Source organism: Blastococcus sp. SYSU DS0539 (assembly GCF_054050855.1).
Genome location: NZ_JBJHAF010000010.1, coordinates 96706 through 115409 on the forward strand (window position 1 = coordinate 96706; position 18704 = coordinate 115409).

Sequence of the window (18704 nt, forward strand, 5' to 3'; positions counted from 1 at the left end):
CGCCGGTGCATGAGCCGCTGCGCCGCTGGCTAGCCTCCGGGCATGCCCTTCTCCGCTTCGCCGCCGCCCCCCTCGCGCATCCGCTGGCGGCGCGGCCGGGTGACAGCGACCGGTCGGGCGGGGCGTGACTCCCTCGAGCTCACCGTCGAGGTGCCCGGGGACGGCTCGGTGAAGGCGCTGGCCTACCCGTCGGTCGTCGGCATCCCGCAGGTGGACGACGAGGTGCTGCTCAACACGACGGCGTGGGCGCAGGGCCTCGGCACCGGCGGGGTGGCGATGGTCGTCGCCGTGCCGGACCGCTTGCCGCCGGACCCGCCGGGCCCCGGGCACCTGGTCAAGGCGCGGTACACCCCGCTGCAGGTGACGGTGCAGGGCGTCGACGAGCAGGAGACCGAGCACCACGCCGCGATCGCCGCGGCCGACGACCTCGCCGGGATGCCCGTGGTCGTCGCCGACCTGCACTCGGCGCTGCCGGCCGTCCTGATCGGGATGCTGGCCACCGATCCCGACCTGAAGGTCGCCTACGTGATGACCGACGGCGGCGCGCTCCCCGCCGGGTTCTCCCGCACCCTGGACACGCTGAAGAACTCGCTGGCCGGCGTGGTCACCGTGGGGCAGGCCTTCGGCGGCGACGTGGAGGCGGTCACGCTGCACACCGGGCTACTGGCGGCCAAGCACGTTCTCGGCGCCGACCTGGCGATCGTCAGCCAGGGGCCGGGGAACCTGGGCACCGGGACGCCGTGGGGCTTCTCCGGCGTCGCCGCGGGCGAGGCGTGCAACGCGGTGAGCGTGCTCGGCGGGCTGCCCATCGGGGCACTGCGCATCTCCGACGCCGATCCGCGCCCGCGGCACCGCGGGGTCTCGCACCACTCGCTGACCGCGTTCGGGCGGGTGGCCCTCGGCGGCGTCACGCTGATCGCACCCCGCGGGCTGTCGTCGGAGCTGGGCGGCCAGGTGGACGAGGACCTCGCCGGGCAGCCGGAGCGCAACGTGGTGGTGTGGGTGGACACCGACGGGCTGGACACCGCGCTCGGGCTCTCACCCGTCCCGCTGCGCACGATGGGCCGCGGCTACCCGGAGGAGCGCGCCTACTTCCTGGCCGCCGCCGCGGCCGGCCGGTACGCAGCTCTCCAGGTGCCGGTCTGACTCGTCGGCCTCCGGCCGACACCGCGGCCAGGAGCCGTGCCCGGCTGCGTTGAGCCCAGCCGACGTGCCGCGCCGGGACGCCTCCGGCCGCCGCGCCGCGACACGTCCCGCGCAGGGCGTGTCCGGCGCGTCCATCGCGGACCCCTCCGGGGCCCACTCGGACGCGTCACATAGAGGCGATGAGCTTCTCGACCCGCTCGTCGACGGCCTTGAACGGGTCCTTGCACAGCACGGTGCGCTGGGCCTGGTCGTTGAGCTTCAGGTGCACCCAGTCGACGGTGAAGTCCCGCCGCTTCTCCTGGGCCTTGCGGATGAACTCCCCGCGCAGCTTGGCGCGGGTGGTCTGCGGCGGCACGTTCTTCGCCTCGAACACCTTCGGCTCGTGGACCACGCGCTCGACCTGCCCGTTGCGCTCGAGCAGGTAGTAGAGGCCGCGGGTCCGGCTGATGTCGTGGTAGGCGAGGTCCATCTGGGCGATCCGCGGGGACGACATCGGCAGGTCGCGCTTGGCCCGGTAGCGCTCGATCAGGCTGTACTTGATGGCCCAGTCGATCTCGCGGTCGATGAGGCCCAGGTCCTCGCTGTCGACGGCCTTGAGCACCCGGCCCCACAGCTCCAGCATCTGCCGGTGCACGGGGCTGCAGCCCTCGCGGTCGACGAACTCCGTCGCCCGGCTGTGGTACTCGGACTGGATCTCCAGCGCCGACATCTCGCGGCCACCGGCCAGCCGCACCTTGCGCCGGCCGGTCATGTCGTGGCTGATCTCGCGGATCGCGCGGATCGGGTTCTCCAGACTCATGTCCCGGATCGGCACCCCGGCCTCGATCATCCGCAGCACCAGGTCGGTCATGGTGACCTTGAGCAGCGTCGTCGTCTCGCTCATGTTGGAGTCGCCGACGATGACGTGCAGCCGGCGGTAGCGCTCGGCGTCGGCGTGCGGCTCGTCCCGGGTGTTGATGATCGGGCGCGAGCGGGTCGTGGCGCTGGAGACGCCCTCCCAGATGTGCTCGGCCCGCTGGCTGACGCAGTAGATCGCGCCGCGCGGCGTCTGCAGGACCTTGCCGGCGCCGACGACGATCTGCCGGCTGACCAGGAACGGGATCAGGACGTCGGCCAGCCGGCCGAACTCGCCGTGCCGTCCGACGAGGTAGTTCTCGTGGCAGCCGTAGCTGTTGCCGGCCGAGTCGGTGTTGTTCTTGAACAGGTAGATGTCCCCGGTGACGCCCTCCTCGGCCAGGCGCTGCTCGGCGTCGACCAGCAGCCCCTCGAGGATCCGCTCGCCGGCCTTGTCGTGGGTGACGAGCTCGGCGAGGTCGTCGCACTCGGCCGTCGCGTACTCGGGGTGGCTGCCCACGTCGAGGTAGAGCCGGGAGCCGTTGCGCAGGAAGACGTTCGAGCTGCGCCCCCACGACACCACCCGCCGGAACAGGTAGCGGGCCACCTCGTCCGGTGACAGGCGGCGCTGCCCCTTGAAGGTGCACGTGACGCCGTACTCGGTCTCGATCCCGAAGATCCGTCGGTCCACGCCCCGAGACTAGGCGCCGGAAGCGACACCGGCCCACCACCGGACCGGCGGGCCGCTACCGCTTCGCGTCGAGCCGTTGCAGCAGGTCGTCGAACGCCTGCTCGATCTGCTCGTGCCCGTTCTGCGCCGCCCGCTGCTTGCCGTGGATCAGCGCGGCCCGGTTGACCTTCTCGAAGTCCCCGTACGGGAAGGAGTAGCGCTTCTTCGTCTCCTCGTTGGCGTCCGGGTCGACGGCGAGGTGCCAGGCGGCGTAGCCGTCCCAGCCGTGCTCGTCGATCTCGGTGTTGCCGTCGTCGGCGGACGGGGCGGCGTCGGACCACTCGGTCCGGTCGTCGTAGGTGCCCGCGTCGATGAGCCTGCGCGCCTGCGCGACGGCGTCGTCGTTGACCTGGTAGTTCGGCATGCCGTTCCCCCTACCCCGCCGACGCAGCTCAGTCCCGCGCGTCCCCGTCGGTCTGCGGGTGGCCCTCGCCGGTGTCGGGAACGCCGCCCGCGGTGTCGGGTGCCGCCGGGTCACCGAGGCCGGCGGGCGTGCCGGGAGCGGGATGGGTGGGCGCGTGGGCGGCGGTCTGCGTCGGCTCGCCCTCGTCGGTCTGCCCGTCGCCCAGCAGCCCGTGGAGGGCGGCCCCGACCACCCGGCGGAACGCCCGCTTGGGCCGCCGCCGGTCGAGGACGGCGACCTCCAGCTGCCGGGCGCCCAGCCGGGCGGGGCCACCGTCCGCGGCGCCGGCGGTGGCGGGGCTGACGGCCGACAGCGCGTCCACCCCGACCTTCAGCGCGTCGGCCAGGCCCATGCCCGGGTGGAAGTTCTCGCGCAGGTGCGAGGTCACGGAGTCGGCCTGGCCGCCCATGACGACGAAGTCGGGCTCGTCGACGACGGAGCCGTCGAAGGTGAGCCGGTAGAGCTGGTCGCGCTCGGGGGTCTCGCCGACCTCGGCCACGCAGAGCTCGACCTCGTAGGGCTTCATCTGCTCGGTGAAGATGGCGCCGAGGGTCTGCGCGTAGGCGTTGGCGATGACCCGGCCGGTGACGTCGCGCCGGTTGTAGGAGTAGCCGCGGACGTCGGCCAGCCGGACGCCGGCGACCCGGAGGCTCTCGAACTCGCTGTACCGGCCGACGGCGGCGAAGCCGATCCGGTCGTAGATCTCGCCGATCTTGTGCAGCGTGGAGCTGGGGTTCTCGGCGATCAGCAGGACGCCGTCGGCATAGGTGAGGACGGCGACGCTGCGGCCGCGGGAGATGCCCTTGCGGGCGTACTCCGAGCGGTCGCGCATGACCTGCTCGGCGGAGGCGTAGTACGGCATGGTCATGGCTCAGGCCTCCCGCTGGGTGTTCTGCCGGTCGGCGGCCGCGCGCTCGGTGACGATCTGGTCGGCGACCGCGGCCACCTCGGCGTCGGTCAGCCGGACGGCGCCCTCGGCGTCGACCCGGTACACGATCGGGTAGAGCCGGCGGACCGGGTCGGGGCCGCCGGTGGCGGAGTCGTCGTCGGCGGCGTCGTAGAGCGACTCCACGACGGTGCGGACGGCCTCGTCGGCCGGCAGGGCGTACCGCCAGGTCTTCTTCAGCGAGTTCTTGGCGAACAGCGAGCCGGAGCCGACGGCCGCGTAGCCGCGCTCCTCGTAGTTCCCGCCGGTGACGTCGTAGCTGAAGATGCGCCCGGGCGAGGAGCCGGGCGCGGCGTCGAGGTCGAAGCCGGCGAACAGCGGGACGACGGCGAGGCCCTGCAGCGCGGCGCCCAGGTTGCCCCGGATCATCTGCGCCAGCCGGTTGGCCTTGCCGTCGAGGCTCATCGTGAGCCCCTCGATCTTCTCGTAGTGCTCGAGCTCGACCTGGTAGAGCTTCACCATCTCGATGGCGATGCCGGCGGCGCCGGCGATGCCGATGACGCTGTAGGAGTCGGCCGGGTAGACCTTCTCGATGTCGCGGCTGGAGATGAGGTTGCCCATCGTGGCGCGGCGGTCGCCGCCCATGAGGACGCCGCCGTCGTAGGTGGCCGCGACGATCGTGGTGCCGTGCGGCGTGACGTCACCCACGGGCAGGCCCGGGACCGGACGGCGGCCGGGCAGCAGGTCCGGCGCGGCCGACGACAGGAAGTCGGTGAACGAGGAACCCACCCGGTCCAGGTAGGCGGGCGGGAACCCGCTCCGGCCAGCCGACGACTCGCTCACCCATCCACCTCTCCCGCCTGCTCGCGCCGGCGTGACCGCTGCTCCGCCCCCTCGCCGCGCGTGCTGGTGCTGCGCGTTCCCGGGCGTCGCTGCGACCCTACCGGCGGCCGGGGACGTCGGCCGGATCGTCCGGCTCTTCCGCGCCCACCCGCGCCAGGAGGGCGAGCGCCTGCCGCTGCCGATGGTGCTCGACGTAGAAGGCGGCCACGTGCAGCAGTTCGGGATCGTCCCGGAACTGGCCCAGGCCGCCGTTGCAGTTGAAGCAGAGCAGCGCCCGGACCGCGCCGGTCTCGTGGTCGTGGTCGACGTGCTCGGCCGGAGCCCTGCGGCAGAGCGCGCACAACCCGCCCTGGGCCGCCAGCATGACGTCCGCCTCCGCCGCCGTGATCCCGTACCGGCGCGTCAGGTGGTAGGTCCGCGAACCACCGATCTTGGCTCGCGACGCCTTTCCCCGTTCGTTGTGACACGGCAGGCAGTAGGTCGCGTAGCCAGTGGCGCTGCCCCGGGAGCGCGGGAAGTTGGTCAGGGTCTGGACCGTCCCGCCGTCCGGGCACCACTTGGCGCCTTCGGGAACGATGACGTCGGCAGGCGTGACGCGCTGCCGGCGAGGCTGGACCCGCCTGGCCTCGCGGCTGCGGGCTGATCGCTCCGCGAGGTGCTCCCGGCAGTAGAAGGCCAACCCGTCACGAGACCGCCGGTTCTTGGTGAACTCCGCTACGGGCCGGTGGCGGCCGCAGTCACGACAGAACTTGGTCTCCATCCGGGGCTCGCACCACATAGATGATCTTGGTCACTCCCCTCCTTTTTGTACGTATGCACGAACGAAGTCTTCGGCGTTCTCCTCGAGCACGTCGTCGATCTCGTCCAGCAGCGAGTCGACGTCCTCGGTCATCTCCTTGTGCCGCTCGGCCACCTCGGTGTCGACCGAGGCCTCGACCTCCTCGGTCTCCTCGCGCGACCGCGTCGCCTTCTGCTGCCCGCCGGTGTCCCTCGTCGCCACGATGTGCCCTCCGGTTCCTCGGATCTGCTGTGTGCTGAAAGCTACCCGCCGGGACCGACATCCGGCGGTTCCCGACCGACCCGCGCGACGCCGCCTCCCCCGCTTGCCCGGCCGGCATGTCGCGCCGTAGTCATCGGACTGTCATGTCCCGCCACGGCTCCCTCCGGCGCGCACTGGGCACACACAGGGTGCGGAGCTGCCGCCCCGGTTCGCGAGGACCCCGACGAGAGCCCGCACCGCGGTGCCGGAGCAGGCGGCGCGGCTCGCATCACGTGAGTCGGCATGGAGGAGACGGACGTGAATCTGCGACTTCGAGGACGACGAGGTCCCGTGACCGGCGCCGGCGCCGCGGCTCTGACCGCGGCCGCGGTGTTCATGGCCCCCGCGGCGGTCGCCGCCCCGGCCGACGAGGTCCGGGAGGCCGTCGAGGCGGTGCAGGAGCAGGCCGAGCGGGCGGTGGCCGAGGCCGAGCAGGCCCTGGAGGACGCCCGGCAGGAGGCCGAGCAGGCCGCCGGGAACGGCAGCGCCCGAGCCCAGCGGGAGGCCGAGCAGGCGGTGGCCGAGGCCGAGGAGGCCCTGCAGGACGCCCAGCAGGAGGCCGGGACCGTCGACGACCGGGCCCAGCGGGAGGCCGAGCAGGCGGTGAGCGAGGCCGAGCAGGCCCTGGAGGACGCCCAGCGGGAGGCAGAGCAGGCCGCCGAGAACGGCAGCGCCCGTGCCCAGCAGCAGGCCGAGCAGGCGGTGACGGAGGCCGAGCAGGCCCTTCGGGACGTCCGCCAGGAGGCCCGCCAGGCCCTCGACGAGGCGCGGCAGGCGGCGGACGAGGCACAGCGGCAGGCGGAGGACGCCCTCGGCAACCTGCCGACGATCAAGTTCGGCGACTGGCTGCCCGACCACCTCCAGCGGGACCTGCAGGAGCTGCAGGACACCCCCGCGTCCCAGCGCACCCAGGAGCTCGAGGACATCGTGCAGGACGCGCTGGACGGCGACTACGGCGCCCGGGCCGAGAACCTGTCCGAGCGCTTCGGCGGGATGCTCGCATCGCTGCCGCCGACCCTGCGGCAGGACATCCGGGACGTCCTCGGCCAGGAGCCCGAGGAGGCCCGTGCCGACGTCCGGCGGATCATGGAGGACGCCGTCGACGGCGAGTACGGCCCCGAGGTCGAGAAGTGGGCCCACTGGCTGCGCGAGACGGCGCGGAGCTGGGACCTCGCCGGAGCCATCCAGGGCACCGGTGACACCACGCAGGGCGGCAACGACTGAGCAGCGCGCGCCGGACCGGCGCTCCCCCGCCACCGACGGCGGAGGAAGCGGTTCAGCCCCCGGTGATCGTGTCGACCAGTTGCTGGGCCGTCGCGGACGCCTCGAACAGGGCGCCCACGTGCTCGCGGGTCCCCCGCAGCGGCTCCATCGTCGGGATCCGCACCAGGTTCTCCCGGCCCAGGTCGAACACCACCGAGTCCCAGGACGCCGCGGCCACCTGGGCCGGGAAGCGCCGCAGGCACTCGCCGCGGAAGAACGCGCGGGTGTCGCCGGGCGGGTGCACCATCGCCCGGGTCACCTCCTCGTCGGTCAGCAGCCGCTGCATCGCGCCGCGGGCCACCAGCCGGTGGTACAGCCCCTTGTCCGGCCGGACGTCGGAGTACTGCAGGTCGACCAGCCGCAGCCGGGAGTCCCCCCAGGCCAGGCCGTCGCGGGACCGGTAGCCCTCGAGCAGGCGGAGCTTCGCCGGCCAGTCCAGCCGGTCGGCCAGCCGCATCGGGTCGGTCTCCAGGTCGTCGAGCACCTCGGCCCAGCGGCGCAGCACGTCGACGGTCTGCTCGTCGGCCTCCCCGCGGCTCTCGACGAACCGCGCCGCCCGCTCGAGGTAGCTGCGCTGGATCTCGATGGCGGTCATCCGCCGGCCGTCACGCAGCAGCACCCGGTGGGTGAGCGACGGGTCGTGGCTCACCGCCTGCAGCTCCTGCACCGGCTCCTCGAGAGCCAGGTCGTTCGGGAGGGCGCGCGCCTCGATCATCGCCAGCACCAGCGACGTCGTCCCGACCTTGAGGTAGGTGGCGAGCTCGGCCAGGTTCGCGTCGCCGATGATCACGTGCAGCCGGCGGTACTCGTCGGGGTTGGCGTGCGGCTCGTCGCGGGTGTTGATGATCGGCCGCTTGAGCGTCGTCTCCAGCCCCACCTCGACCTCGAAGAAGTCGGCCCGCTGGGACAGCTGGAACCCGTCCTTGCGGCTCTCCGTGCCGATGCCCACCCGGCCCGAGCCGGCGAACACCTGCCGGGTGACGAAGAACGGCACCAGCCCGCGGATGATGTCGATGAACGGGGTGCGCCGGTCCATCAGGTAGTTCTCGTGGGAGCCGTACGAGGCGCCCTTGCCGTCGGTGTTGTTCTTGTAGAGCTGGATCGGCTGGGTGCCCGGGACGCGGGCGGCCCGGCGGGCCGCCTCGGCCATCACCTGCTCCCCCGCCTTGTCCCACAGCACGATGTCGCGCGGCGTCGTGACCTCCGGCGTCGAGTACTCCGGGTGCGCGTGGTCGACGTAGAGCCGGGCGCCGTTGGTCAGGATGACGTTGGCCATCCCGGAGTCCTCGTCCAGGTCGTTGTGGTCGAGCGCCTGCGCCGGCGTGAGGTCGAAGCCGCGGGCGTCCCGCAGCGGGGACTCCTCCTCGAAATCCCAGCGCGGCCGGCGCGGGGTGGGCGCCTCGGCGACGGCCCAGGCGTTCACCACCTGGCTGGACAACGTCGTCGGGTTCGCACCCGGCTGCCCCGGCACCGAGATCCCGTACTCCACCTCGGTGCCCATGACCCGCCGCACGCTCATGGCCCAACCCTAGGCCGCAGCCGTCCCGGGTCCCCCGTCCGGCACCGGACCGGGGCGGTGGCACATGTCGGAACGGATCCGTAGCCTCGGTGGTGCCCCGCCCGCAGCAGAGCGGTCGGGAACGTGCGCGGGATGCCACGGCCGTCGAGCCGCTCCCCGCGCACCCACCGGACGTGCCGCGCGTCGTCTCCGCCCAGCGGCCCGGTCCCTCGTCTCCCCGGCTCCGTGGGCGGAGCGTGCTGCCGTCGACCGGCGGCCACGTGGCGCCCGCCCTTCGAGAGGATCATGACGAACCCGAGCACCACCTCCCGCCTGTCCACCCGCTCCCTGCGGCGCCGCACCGCCGGCGTCGCCGCCACCGGCGCCCTCCTCCTGGCCCCCTTCCTCGGGACCAGCACCGCCACGGCCGCCGACGGGGACACCTGGGACCGTCTCGCGCAGTGCGAGAGCAGCGGCGACTGGGCGATCAACACCGGGAACGGCTACTACGGCGGCCTGCAGTTCTTCCCGTCCACCTGGGCCGGCTTCGGCGGCACCGAGTTCGCACCGCGGGCCGACCTCGCCACCCGCGAGCAGCAGATCGCGATCGCCGAGAAGACCCTCGCCGTGCAGGGCTGGGGCGCCTGGCCGGCGTGCTCGGCGAAGCTGGGCCTGACCGAGGCGGACAAGGCCGGCAGCGCCGCCGCCCCGGCACCCGCACCGGCGCCCGCGCCGGCCGACGCCGGGCAGCAGTACACGGTCCAGGCAGGTGACACCCTGTCGCGGATCGCTGCGGCCGCCGGTGTGGACTGGCGCACCGTCTACGACGCCAACCGCGACGTGATCGGCGCCGACCCGGGCCTGATTCACCCCGGCCAGGTGCTCCGGCTGGGCTGAGCGCCGGCACGCGAACGGCCCGGGCGCCCCGCGGGGTGACCGGGCCGTCGCCGGTTGCTAGAGGTACTGGCCGGTGTTGGTCGCCGTGTCGATGGCGCGACCGGCCTCGTTGCCCTTGCCGCTGATGAGCGTGCGGATGTAGACGATCCGCTCGCCCTTCTTGCCCGAGATCCGCGCCCAGTCGTCGGGGTTGGTCGTGTTGGGCAGGTCCTCGTTCTCCTTGAACTCGTCGAGGCAGGCCTGCATCAGGTGGCTGACCCGCAGCCCGGACGTGCCGGTCTCCAGGTGCTCCTTGATCGCCATCTTCTTCGCCCGGTCGACGATGTTCTGCAGCATGGCGCCGGAGTTGAAGTCCTTGAAGTACAGGACCTCCTTGTCACCGTTGGCGTAGGTGACCTCGAGGAAGCGGTTCTCCTCGCTCTCGGTGTACATGCGCTCGACGGTGCGCTGGATCATCCCGGCGATCGTGGCCTCGCGGCTGCCCCCGTGCTCGGCGAGGTCCTCGGGGTTGATCGGCAGCGACGTCGTCAGGTACTTGCTGAAGATGTCCCGTGCGGCCTCGGCGTCCGGCCGCTCGATCTTGATCTTCACGTCGAGCCGGCCGGGCCGGAGGATCGCCGGGTCGATCATGTCCTCTCGGTTGGAGGCGCCGATGACGATGACGTTCTCCAGGCCCTCGACGCCGTCGATCTCGCTGAGCAGCTGGGGCACGATCGTCGACTCGACGTCCGAGGACACCCCCGATCCGCGGGTGCGGAAGATCGAGTCCATCTCGTCGAAGAAGACGATGACCGGGGTGCCCTCGCTGGCCTTCTCCCGCGCCCGCTGGAAGACCAGCCGGATGTGCCGCTCGGTCTCGCCCACGTACTTGTTGAGCAGCTCGGGGCCCTTGATGTTGAGGAAGTAGGACTTCCCCTGGTTCGTGTCGCCGTCCCCCTTGGCGGCAGCCACCTTCTTCGCCAGGGAGTTGGCGACGGCCTTCGCGATCAGCGTCTTCCCGCAGCCGGGCGGGCCGTACAGCAGGATGCCCTTGGGCGGGCGCAGCTCGTAGGTGCGGAACAGGTCGGCGTGCAGGAACGGCAGCTCGACGGCGTCGCGGATCTGCTCGATCTGCCGGGAGAGGCCGCCGATGTCGGTGTAGTCGATGTCGGGAACCTCTTCGAGGACGAGCTCCTCGACCTCGCTCTTGGGGATGCGCTCGTACACGTAGCCCGACCGCGTCTCCAGCAGCAGCGAGTCACCCACGCGCAGCGGCTGACCGGTCAGCGAGTCGGCGAGGTAGACCACGCGCTCCTCGTCGGTGTGCCCGATGACCAGCGCCCGCTGGGTGACGCCGTCGACCGGCTCCAGCAGCTCCTTGAGCATGACGACGTCGCCCTGGCGCTCGAACTCCCGCGCCTCGACGACGTTCATCGCCTCGTTGAGCATGACCTCCTGGCCGGGCCGCAGCCCGTCCACCGGGACGTTCGGCGAGACGGAGACCCGCAGCTTGCGGCCACCGGTGAAGACGTCGACGGTGCCGTCGTCGTACCCGGTGAGGAAGACGCCGTAGCCCGACGGCGGCTGCCCGAGGCGGTCGACCTCCTCCTTCAGCGTGACCAGCTGCTCGCGGGCGTCCCGCAGCGTGCCGGCCAGCTTGTCGTTGCGCTCCGAGAGGAAGGCCGCCCGGCCCTCCGCCTCGGCGATCCGCTCCTCCAGCGCGCGCACCTGGCGCGGGCTGTCGGCCACCTTGCGGCGGAGCAGGCCGATCTCCTCCTCGAGGTAGGAGATCTGGCTGAGCAGCGCCGTCACGTCGCGTTCGCGCCGCGCGCGCAGTTCGTCGGGACCCAGGCCCATCACGCACCTCCGCACTGTCGGGGGAGCCAGGACGCAAATCTATACACGCGCGCCGACACTTCGCCGTGGGCTCGCGGAGCTCACCTCCGGCTGCCGGTGCCCGCCCGGCGGTGTCCGCTCAGTGCTTCTGCGCCCGGCGCTGGCGGATCGGGGCGACCGTGCCTTCCGCGAGGCGGCGCGCGGTCACCAGGAAGGCGGTGTGCGCCACCATGCGGTGCTCGGGGCGCACCGCCAGGCCGACCGCGTGCCACGGCCGCAGCAGCGACTCCCAGGCGTACGGCTCGGTCCAGACGCCCTGCGCGCGCAGCGCCTCCACGTAGGTGGACAGCTGGGTCACCGTCGCGACGTAGCCGACCAGCACGCCACCGGGTCGCAGCGCGGCGGCGACCGTGGGCAGCACCGCCCAGGGCTCGAGCATGTCGAGGACGACGCGGTCGACGACCTCGTCGGCCGGGTGGTCGGCCAGGTCGCCGAGCCGGAGGTCCCAGTTGGCCGGCACCTTGCCGAAGAAGGCACCCACGTTGCCGCGGGCGACGTCGAGGAAGTCCTCCCGCCGCTCGTAGCTGGTGAGGGACCCCTCGGCGCCGACCGCCCGCAGCAGCGAGCAGCTCAGCGCGCCCGAGCCGGCCCCGGCCTCCAGGACCCGCATGCCCGGGCCGACGTCGCCGAAGCCGACGATCTGCGCGGCGTCCTTCGGGTAGATGACCTGCGCACCGCGGGGCATGGAGAGCACGTAGTCGGCCAGCAGCGGCCGCAGCGCCAGGTAGCCGGTGTTGGCGGTGGAGTGGACGACGGAGCCCTCGGGCGCGCCGATGAGGTCGTCGTGCTCGATCGCCCCGCGGTGGGTGTGGAACTGCTTGCCCGGCGTGAGGACGACGGTGTGCAGGCGGCCCTTGGGGTCGGTGAGCTGCACCCGGTCCCCCGCGACGAAGGCGCCCTCGACCGGCTCCGCCCGCTGGGCCGGCTCCTCGGGCGCCTCCTCCGGCGCGGGCTGCGCCTCGTCGACGACGTCGGTCCCGGGCTCCTGCGAACTGTCCACGGGCGATCAGCGTACGGAGGCGGTCGCTGTGACCCGTGCCCTGCGCGTCGGCGCGGACACTCGGAACTGTCGGAGGGGCGACCTAGCCTCAGGTGCATGACGGCGATGGTGCAGACCGATCCGCAGGCCGACGGCTCCGCTCCGGCGGCCGTCCCGCCCGTCGAGGACGCCCCGGCCCCCCGCCGCCCGTCGCTGTCCCCCAGCCGCGCGGCCGACTTCAAGACCTGCCCGCTGCTGTACCGCTTCCGCACCATCGACCGGCTGCCCGAGCGCAAGAGCCTCGCCGCGGTCCGCGGCACCCTGGTGCACTCGGTGCTCGAGCGGCTCTACGACCTCCCCGCGGCGCAGCGCACGCCGGAGAACGCGCTGGAGTTGCTCGAGCCGGCCTGGGCCGACCTGCGCGACGAGCCGGGCATCGCCGAGCTGTTCGCGACGGCGCAGCCCGACGGCGCCGAGACCGACACGAACGCGCCGGAGTCGGTGGAGGCATGGCTGGCGTCCGCCGGCACGCTGGTCGAGAAGTACTTCGCGCTGGAGGACCCGCGCCGCATCCAGCCCGAGGGGCGCGAGCAGCTCGTCGAGGTCACCCTGCCCGACGGGCTGCTGCTGCGTGGCTACGTCGACCGGCTCGACGTCGCGCCGAACGGCGCGCTGCGCGTCGTCGACTACAAGACCGGCTCGATGCCGCGGGAGGCGTTCGAGTCGAAGGCGCTGTTCCAGATGAAGTTCTACGCGCTCGTCCTCTGGCGCACCCGCGGTGTGGTCGCCGCCCAGCTGAAGCTCATCTACCTGGGCGACAGCGACGCGCTGACCTACGCCCCGGACGAGGACGAGCTCATCCGCTTCGAGCGGACGCTGCTGGCCATCTGGTCGGCCATCGAGCGGGCCGTCGCCACCGGGGAGTTCCGCCCGAACAAGACCCGGCTCTGCGGATGGTGCGACCACCAGGCGCTGTGCCCGTCCTGGGGCGGCACTCCCCCGCCGTTCCCCGCCGAGGCCGCCGCCGCGGCCGGCTGGCGCACCACCCTCCCGGTCAGCCCCGTCTGACCTGGTGCGGCGCCGGGCGGCTGGTTCCGGCCCGGTTCCCGCGCGCTATCCGGTGACGCCGTCCAGCAGTTCCCGGGTGGCGTCGGCGTGGCCGGCGTGCCGGGCGGTCTCCTCCACGAGGTGCAGCAGCACCCAGCACAGGTCCCGGCCGCTGCCGTCCGCGCACGGCCGGGTCACCGACATCGACCGCACCGCCTGGGAGGTCGCTGCGGCCCGCTGCCGGTAGCGGTGCACCGCCTCCGCCACGGTCAGCTCCGGCCCTGGCGCGAACTCCGCCTCGCTGCGGCTGACGACTGCTCCGTGCATCGCGTCGTCGATGCACCGCCACTCCACGTGCGTGAGCTGGTTGACGATGCCGAGCAGCGGGATCAGCGCCCCGTCGGGACGCCAGCGCGCCTGCGCCTCGTCGAGGTCCACCACCTTGCGCGCGATCGACTCACACAGGTGGTCCAGCCAGGCGAGCACGAGTTCGGCCTCGTCGGCGGTCGGGCGGGGATCCGGGAGTTCGGGCAGCGCCGGCACGCGGGCAGGCTAGCGACGGGGCCGTACCGACCGCTCCGGCGCGCGCCGGATCGGTCCGGGATCAGCGGGCGGCCAGCACCTCGGCGAGATCGGCGACGCCGAGGCCGGCCAGGGTGTCCCGCAGGGTGAGCCCCGGAGCCGGCGGGATCGGCTGGAGCGCCGGGACGCCGAGGACGGCCATCCCGGCGGCCAGCCCGGCGGTGACGCCGACCAGGGAGTCCTCGACGACCACGCAGGCGGACGGGTCGACGCCGAGCGCCGCGGCCGCCTGCAGGTAGGGCGCCGGGTCGGGCTTGCGGGCAGGCACCTCGTCGCCGCAGACGGTCACGTCGAAGGGGTCGGCGCCCAGGTCGGCGGTGATGCTGGCCAGCACGATGGCGGCGAGCCGGCGCGGCGTCGTCGTCACCAGGGCGGTGGCCGGCCCGGCGGCGCGGACGTCGGCCAGCAGCTCGCGGGCACCGGGGCGCCACGGGATGCCCGCCGTGGCCATCAGCTCCCCCGCCCGGTCCTCGACCCGACGGGCGTCGGCCTGCAGCTGCGCCTCGCTCCGCTCCACGCCGAGATCGGCGTGCAGCACCTGCATCGAGCGCCGCATGCTCGTGCCGACGGTCGCGGCCCGGGCCTCCGGGGACATCTGCCCGCCGAGGGAGGCGGCGAGCTCGAACATCGCCTCGCCCCAGTACTCCTCGGTCTGCACCAGCGTGCCGTCCATGTCGAACAGCACCGCCTGCAGCCCGTCGTCCACCGAGGGGCTCACGGCGCCCCGTCCACCCACCGGAGCCACCGCCACGCGCCCGAGTCTAGGGACCGCGCCGGCCGGACGTGGGGAGCCGCTCAGGCCGGCCGGGTGCCGACCAGCGTGGCGAAGGCGATCACGTTGTCCTCGTAGCTGCGCACCGCGGAGTCGAAGTCGCCCCCGCAGGTGATCAGCCGCAGCTGCGCGTCGTCGGTGTTGCCGTAGACCGCGATGGTCGGGAAGTCGTCCTTCGGGTGCCGCTCGACGGCGTCGACGGCGAACACCGCCACCGTGCCGTCCGCGCGGGCCACCTCCACCTCGTCGCCGGGCTGCAGCCCGCCGAGGTCGAAGAACACGCCCGGGCCGTGCTCGGCGGAGTCGACGTGGCCGAGGAACACCGCCGGCCCCACCGCCCCGGGGACCGGGCCGCGCTGGTACCAGCCGGCCTGGTCGTCGGGACCGAGCGGGGGCACCTCGACGGTGCCGTCGTCGTTGAGGTCCAGGCGCAGCAGGTCACTGGTCACGTCGATGGCCGGGATGGTCACCGACACCGGCTCGGCCACGGCCGGGACCTCGGCGGACGGCGCCCGCCCGGCGGAGGGCGCGGGCCGGGCGGAGGGCGCCCGCCCGGCGGAGGGCGCCGGCCGGGCGGAGGGCGCGGGCCCGGCCTGAGGCGCCGGCTGGACCCGGTCCGGCGCCGCCGCCGCGGGCTGCGGTGCCTGCCGCTGCCCGGTCACGGCCACCGCGACGGCGACCACCGCCACGACGAGGAGGCCGACGGCCAGCGCCAGCCAGGCACGGGCGCTCGGCCGGCGGCTGCTCTGCTCGGTCACGGGGGTCCTTCCAGATGGGGTGGGCGGGAGCCGGGCCGCGCGGGAGGCGTGCTGCCTGCCGCGCGGCCCGCGTGCCGGATCAGGCCTGGTCGGCCTGACGACGGCGGTAGGCGACGGCACCGGCGGCAGCCGCACCCACTGCGGCCAGGGCACCGATGCCCACGGCGGCCTGGTTCTCCGTGCCGGCCGTGCTGCCGGCGCCGGTCTCGGCGCCACCGGCGGGAGCGGTGCCCATCTGCGCGGCCTCGAGCACCCCGCAGGCGGCCGGGGCGGTGGCCTCCATGGGCAGCGACGGGTCGAGGTCGCTCATCACGTCGCCGTCGTAGGCACCGCTGCCGTCCTTGTCGACGCCGTGCAGCACCAGTACGGCGGTGCCGTCCTCGAACGCCGCGTGCACGTCGTCGGTCACCTCGAAGGTCCGCTCGTAGCTGATCGAGCCGCCCTCGGCGGTCGGGAAGCGGTCGATGGCCAGGCCGCTCTCCGGGCTCGTGTCGCCGGTCGTGGTCAGCGACGACCCGATGGCGCCGTAGAAGGGCGCGCCCTCCGTGACGCTGAGGAAGCCGTCGCCGTTCTCGTCGTCGGCGTCGGTCGGGCACTGACCCTGCGCGCCGATGTGGAAGTGCTGGGCGTGCGGGGAGCCGGCCAGCAGGCCGGACGCCGTGATCATGACCGTCGCCGTGTTGCCGTCCAGGGTGACCATCCCGGTGCCGTCGACCCCGGACGCGTTGAGGGCGCCGAGGTCGGCCTGGAAGCTCGTGCTGCCCTCGTGCGCCGAGGCGCCCGAGAGGGTGAGCACCGGGAAGGCCGCCGCGGCGAGCGCGACGGTCGGGAGGGCGAGTGCCTTGCGCATGGTGTGCTCCTCGTGCTCGGAGTGGGGGCGGCGGTCCGGGACCGTCCACCCGACGTGCCGGCCGGCGCGCCTGTGCGCCGGCCGTGGATCCGGTCCGGAGACCCGGAGCAGCGGGGATCCCCCGCAGGAGAACCCCCTGCTGCCGCGCTGTCCGTCCTGCATTCGGGATGCGACACCTGATCGGTTCACTCCGGATCGAGGGATTCCGGATCGTGCGGCACCGGATGGCCCGCAGCGGGCGGTTGGCCGGGCGCAGGACAACCGGAAACCCCTCCGCGGACGAAGGAGGGACATGACTGCTTCCCGACGCGCGCCCCTCGGCCGGCCGCCCCGGCAGCGGGGAGCGGCGCTGCTCGCCCTGGTGGCCGGTGCCCTGCTCCTGGGCCCGACGTCGTCCGCGCTCGCGCACGACGGCCTGATCGGCACCAGCCCGGCGGCCGGCGCCACCGTGGCTCCGGCACCCGCCGCCGTCGAGCTCGCCTTCACCGGGGACCCGCTGCCGCTCGGCACCTGGGTGGCGGTGGTCGGCCCCGACGGCGGCACCGTGTCCGAGGGTGCCGCCGAGCTCCGCGGGACGTCGGTGGTCCAGTCGCTCGCCGGCCCCCTGCCCGCCAGGTCCTACCGCGTCGACTGGCGCAGCACCACCTCCGACGGGCACCCGCTGGCCGGCAGCTTCGACTTCACCATCGCCGCGGGCAGCGCCCCGGCGGCCGTGGCGCCCGCGCCGGGTGCCGCCACCACGGGCACGGACACCACCACGGGCACGGACACCACCACCGGCACGGACACCACCACCGGCACGGACACCACCACCGGCACGGACAATGCCGGCACGGGCCTCGCGGCGGGGTGGCCGGTCGCCGACGCCGTCGTCGTCCTCGGGCTCGGCGTGCTCGTCGCGGGCCGGCTGCGCGGGCGGTCGTGAGCCGCGCCGTGCCCCCCGTCCTCGCCGCTCCGGCGCCGGTCGAGGACGGGCGACCGCGCACCGGCCGGGTGCCGTGGCCCGCGCTCCTGCTGACGGGCGGCGGCCTGGCCGCGCTGCTGCTGTGGGCGCTGGCCCTCGGCGGCGGGGATCCCGCTCCCTCCGGGCTCCCCGGGGCCGGGCGGCTCGTCGAGCGGGGGCTGCCGCTGGTCACGCTGGCCGGCCGGGTCGCGGCGGTGGGGACGGTCGGCACGCTGCTGTTCGCCGCCGTCCTGCTGCCCGGCCGGGCCGGGCTGCGGTCGGAGTCGCGACGGGCGCTCCGCGCGGCTTCGGCCTGGGCGCTGGCCTGGACCGCCGCGACCGCGCTGGGCGGCCTCCTCACGCTCAGCCTGCTGGTGGGCACCACGTCGCCGTCCTGGGCGTCGCTGCGGGTCTTCGTCACGGACACCGGGGCCGGGCGCGCCGCCCTGCTCGGCGTGGCGCTCGGCGGCCTCCTCGCCGTCGCCGCGCGGCGCTGCACGACCGTGCCGGGCGCTCGGCTGCTGCTGGCCGGAGCGCTGGCGGCGCTCGTCGTCCCGGTCGTGCTCACCGGCCACTCCGCCGGGGCGGAGCTCCACCTCCTGGCCGTCACGACGCTCGGCGTCCACGTCGCCGCCGCGACCGTGTGGGTCGGTGGCCTGCTCGCTCTCCTCACCTCCGGCCGCCGCGGCACGGCGATGGCCGAGGCGGCGCCCCGGTTCAGCCGGGTGGCGCTGGGATGCTTCCTGGCGACGGCGATCTCGGGGGTCCTCGCCGCGGTGCTGGTGCTGGGCGCCGCCGGCCGGGTGCTCGCGGCGCTGGGCACCGGCTACGGCGCGCTGCTGGTGCTGAAGACCGCAGCCCTGCTCGTGCTGGGCGTCCTCGGCCGGCAGCACCGTCGGCGCACCCTTCCCCGGCTGCGCGCGGGCGACGGCCGCGGCTTCCGCCGGTTCGCCGCGGGCGAGGTCGTGCTGCTGCTCGCGACCGTCGCCCTGGCCGTCGCGCTCGCCGCGTCGCCACCCCCGGCGGACGCCGTGCCCGCCGCCCCGGTGCCCGCGGCGACGGGAGCGGCCGACCCGATGGCCGGGCACGACCACGGGGAGCTGTCGGTGGGCGTGCTCGTGGACGGCACGCGCTTCCACGTCGCCGGTCCGGTCGCCGCCGGCTCCCGGGTCACCGTGCACAACGGCACCGACGCGGAGGTGACGATCACCGCGGACGACGGCGCGTTCGACGTCGTCGTCCCGGGCCGGACGCTGACCACCTTCCCGGCCCCTCAGCAGCCGGGCGAGTACCGGTTCACCAGCCGCACCTCGGCGTCCCTCGCCGACGTGCTCGTCGTCCTCGAGTGACCCGGCCGGG

At 74.0% G+C, this 18704-nt stretch carries 19 protein-coding genes; 6 read left to right on the plus strand and 13 right to left on the minus strand.

The genetic code is table 11. The annotated features are described in order from the left end of the window. The first annotated feature begins 42 nt into the window (after window positions 1-42). A complete protein-coding gene (locus ACI790_RS13795; protein WP_456570343.1) occupies window positions 43-1146 on the plus strand; it encodes a DUF3866 family protein in 1104 nt (367 codons plus the stop codon). 166 nt (window positions 1147-1312) lie between these two features. Here the strand turns inward: ACI790_RS13795 and pafA are convergent, their stop codons facing one another. The 6 genes from pafA to ACI790_RS13825 form a co-directional block, all read right to left on the minus strand. After that, complete coding sequence (gene pafA / locus ACI790_RS13800; RefSeq protein WP_456570344.1) at window positions 1313-2671, minus strand: Pup--protein ligase; 1359 nt, start codon at window positions 2669-2671, stop codon at window positions 1313-1315. Between the two features lie 55 nt (window positions 2672-2726). Further along, window positions 2727-3074, minus strand: a complete 348-nt coding sequence (locus ACI790_RS13805) for a hypothetical protein (RefSeq protein WP_456570345.1) — start codon at window positions 3072-3074, stop codon at window positions 2727-2729. A gap of 28 nt (window positions 3075-3102) precedes the next feature. Beyond that, complete coding sequence (gene prcA, locus ACI790_RS13810; RefSeq protein WP_456570346.1) at window positions 3103-3981, minus strand: proteasome subunit alpha; 879 nt, start codon at window positions 3979-3981, stop codon at window positions 3103-3105. 3 nt (window positions 3982-3984) lie between these two features. Further along, on the minus strand, window positions 3985-4842 hold the full coding sequence (gene prcB / locus ACI790_RS13815) for a proteasome subunit beta (protein ID WP_456570347.1): 858 nt from the start codon (window positions 4840-4842) through the stop codon (window positions 3985-3987). 97 nt (window positions 4843-4939) lie between these two features. After that, window positions 4940-5602 carry an endonuclease VII domain-containing protein gene (locus ACI790_RS13820; protein ID WP_456570348.1) on the minus strand — a complete coding sequence of 221 codons (663 nt, stop codon included), beginning with the start codon at window positions 5600-5602 and terminating at the stop codon, window positions 4940-4942. Window positions 5603-5632: 30 nt separating this feature from the next. Continuing rightward, window positions 5633-5842: a ubiquitin-like protein Pup gene (locus tag ACI790_RS13825; protein ID WP_456570349.1), complete on the minus strand. Its 210-nt coding sequence runs from the start codon at window positions 5840-5842 to the stop codon at window positions 5633-5635. Window positions 5843-6172: 330 nt separating this feature from the next. On the opposite strand from ACI790_RS13825, the gene ACI790_RS13830 reads away from it, so the two are divergent. Beyond that, the gene (locus ACI790_RS13830; RefSeq protein WP_456570350.1) at window positions 6173-7105 is read left to right on the plus strand and encodes a hypothetical protein; all 933 of its coding nucleotides are present in this window, start codon (window positions 6173-6175) and stop codon (window positions 7103-7105) included. 52 nt (window positions 7106-7157) lie between these two features. Here ACI790_RS13830 and dop read toward each other — a convergent pair whose 3' ends face one another. Next, entirely contained in the window at window positions 7158-8663 is a 1506-nt protein-coding gene (gene dop / locus ACI790_RS13835; RefSeq protein ID WP_456570351.1) for a depupylase/deamidase Dop, read from the minus strand. A 285-nt stretch (window positions 8664-8948) separates the two neighbouring features. Here dop and ACI790_RS13840 point away from each other — a divergent pair, with 285 nt between their 5' ends. Next, a complete protein-coding gene (locus ACI790_RS13840) occupies window positions 8949-9539 on the plus strand; it encodes a LysM peptidoglycan-binding domain-containing protein (protein ID WP_456570352.1) in 591 nt (196 codons plus the stop codon). 57 nt (window positions 9540-9596) lie between these two features. Here the strand turns inward: ACI790_RS13840 and arc are convergent, their stop codons facing one another. Together arc and ACI790_RS13850 are read right to left on the minus strand one after the other, a co-directional pair. Continuing rightward, on the minus strand, window positions 9597-11375 hold the full coding sequence (gene arc / locus ACI790_RS13845; RefSeq protein ID WP_456570353.1) for a proteasome ATPase: 1779 nt from the start codon (window positions 11373-11375) through the stop codon (window positions 9597-9599). Window positions 11376-11493: 118 nt separating this feature from the next. Then, the gene (locus ACI790_RS13850) at window positions 11494-12414 is read right to left on the minus strand and encodes a tRNA (adenine-N1)-methyltransferase (protein WP_456570354.1); all 921 of its coding nucleotides are present in this window, start codon (window positions 12412-12414) and stop codon (window positions 11494-11496) included. A 96-nt stretch (window positions 12415-12510) separates the two neighbouring features. On the opposite strand from ACI790_RS13850, the gene ACI790_RS13855 reads away from it, so the two are divergent. Next, the gene (locus ACI790_RS13855; RefSeq protein ID WP_456570355.1) at window positions 12511-13461 is read left to right on the plus strand and encodes a RecB family exonuclease; all 951 of its coding nucleotides are present in this window, start codon (window positions 12511-12513) and stop codon (window positions 13459-13461) included. Between the two features lie 45 nt (window positions 13462-13506). Here the strand turns inward: ACI790_RS13855 and ACI790_RS13860 are convergent, their stop codons facing one another. The 4 genes from ACI790_RS13860 to ACI790_RS13875 all read right to left on the minus strand — a co-directional run bounded on the left by ACI790_RS13860 (window position 13507) and on the right by ACI790_RS13875 (window position 16402). Further along, the gene (locus ACI790_RS13860; RefSeq protein WP_456570356.1) at window positions 13507-13983 is read right to left on the minus strand and encodes a mycothiol transferase; all 477 of its coding nucleotides are present in this window, start codon (window positions 13981-13983) and stop codon (window positions 13507-13509) included. 61 nt (window positions 13984-14044) lie between these two features. After that, window positions 14045-14773, minus strand: coding sequence for an HAD family hydrolase (locus ACI790_RS13865; protein WP_456570357.1), 729 nt, complete (start codon window positions 14771-14773; stop codon window positions 14045-14047). 44 nt (window positions 14774-14817) lie between these two features. Continuing rightward, on the minus strand, window positions 14818-15552 hold the full coding sequence (locus tag ACI790_RS13870; RefSeq protein WP_456570358.1) for a class F sortase: 735 nt from the start codon (window positions 15550-15552) through the stop codon (window positions 14818-14820). A 79-nt stretch (window positions 15553-15631) separates the two neighbouring features. After that, window positions 15632-16402 carry a hypothetical protein gene (locus ACI790_RS13875; RefSeq protein ID WP_456570359.1) on the minus strand — a complete coding sequence of 257 codons (771 nt, stop codon included), beginning with the start codon at window positions 16400-16402 and terminating at the stop codon, window positions 15632-15634. Between the two features lie 292 nt (window positions 16403-16694). On the opposite strand from ACI790_RS13875, the gene ACI790_RS13880 reads away from it, so the two are divergent. Further along, window positions 16695-17327, plus strand: a complete 633-nt coding sequence (locus ACI790_RS13880; protein ID WP_456570360.1) for a copper resistance CopC family protein — start codon at window positions 16695-16697, stop codon at window positions 17325-17327. Next, the gene (locus ACI790_RS13885; RefSeq protein ID WP_456570361.1) at window positions 17324-18694 is read left to right on the plus strand and encodes a copper resistance D family protein; all 1371 of its coding nucleotides are present in this window, start codon (window positions 17324-17326) and stop codon (window positions 18692-18694) included. Before ACI790_RS13880 ends, ACI790_RS13885 begins: the two co-directional genes overlap by 4 nt. The last annotated feature ends 10 nt before the right edge of the window (window positions 18695-18704 follow it).

Excerpts from the sequence above, each read along its gene's own strand:
- ACI790_RS13840 (WP_456570352.1), top strand. The coding sequence starts at position 8,949 with ATGACGAACCCGAGCACCACCTCCCGCCTGTCCACCCGCTCCCTGCGG.
- ACI790_RS13875 (WP_456570359.1), bottom strand. The coding sequence starts at position 16,402 with ATGCGCAAGGCACTCGCCCTCCCGACCGTCGCGCTCGCCGCGGCGGCC.
- prcA (WP_456570346.1), bottom strand. The coding sequence starts at position 3,981 with ATGACCATGCCGTACTACGCCTCCGCCGAGCAGGTCATGCGCGACCGC.
- ACI790_RS13805 (WP_456570345.1), bottom strand. The coding sequence starts at position 3,074 with ATGCCGAACTACCAGGTCAACGACGACGCCGTCGCGCAGGCGCGCAGG.
- ACI790_RS13795 (WP_456570343.1), top strand. The coding sequence starts at position 43 with ATGCCCTTCTCCGCTTCGCCGCCGCCCCCCTCGCGCATCCGCTGGCGG.
- ACI790_RS13880 (WP_456570360.1), top strand. The coding sequence starts at position 16,695 with ATGACTGCTTCCCGACGCGCGCCCCTCGGCCGGCCGCCCCGGCAGCGG.
- ACI790_RS13855 (WP_456570355.1), top strand. The coding sequence starts at position 12,511 with ATGACGGCGATGGTGCAGACCGATCCGCAGGCCGACGGCTCCGCTCCG.
- dop (WP_456570351.1), bottom strand. The coding sequence starts at position 8,663 with ATGAGCGTGCGGCGGGTCATGGGCACCGAGGTGGAGTACGGGATCTCG.
- ACI790_RS13820 (WP_456570348.1), bottom strand. The coding sequence starts at position 5,602 with ATGGAGACCAAGTTCTGTCGTGACTGCGGCCGCCACCGGCCCGTAGCG.
- arc (WP_456570353.1), bottom strand. The coding sequence starts at position 11,375 with ATGGGCCTGGGTCCCGACGAACTGCGCGCGCGGCGCGAACGCGACGTG.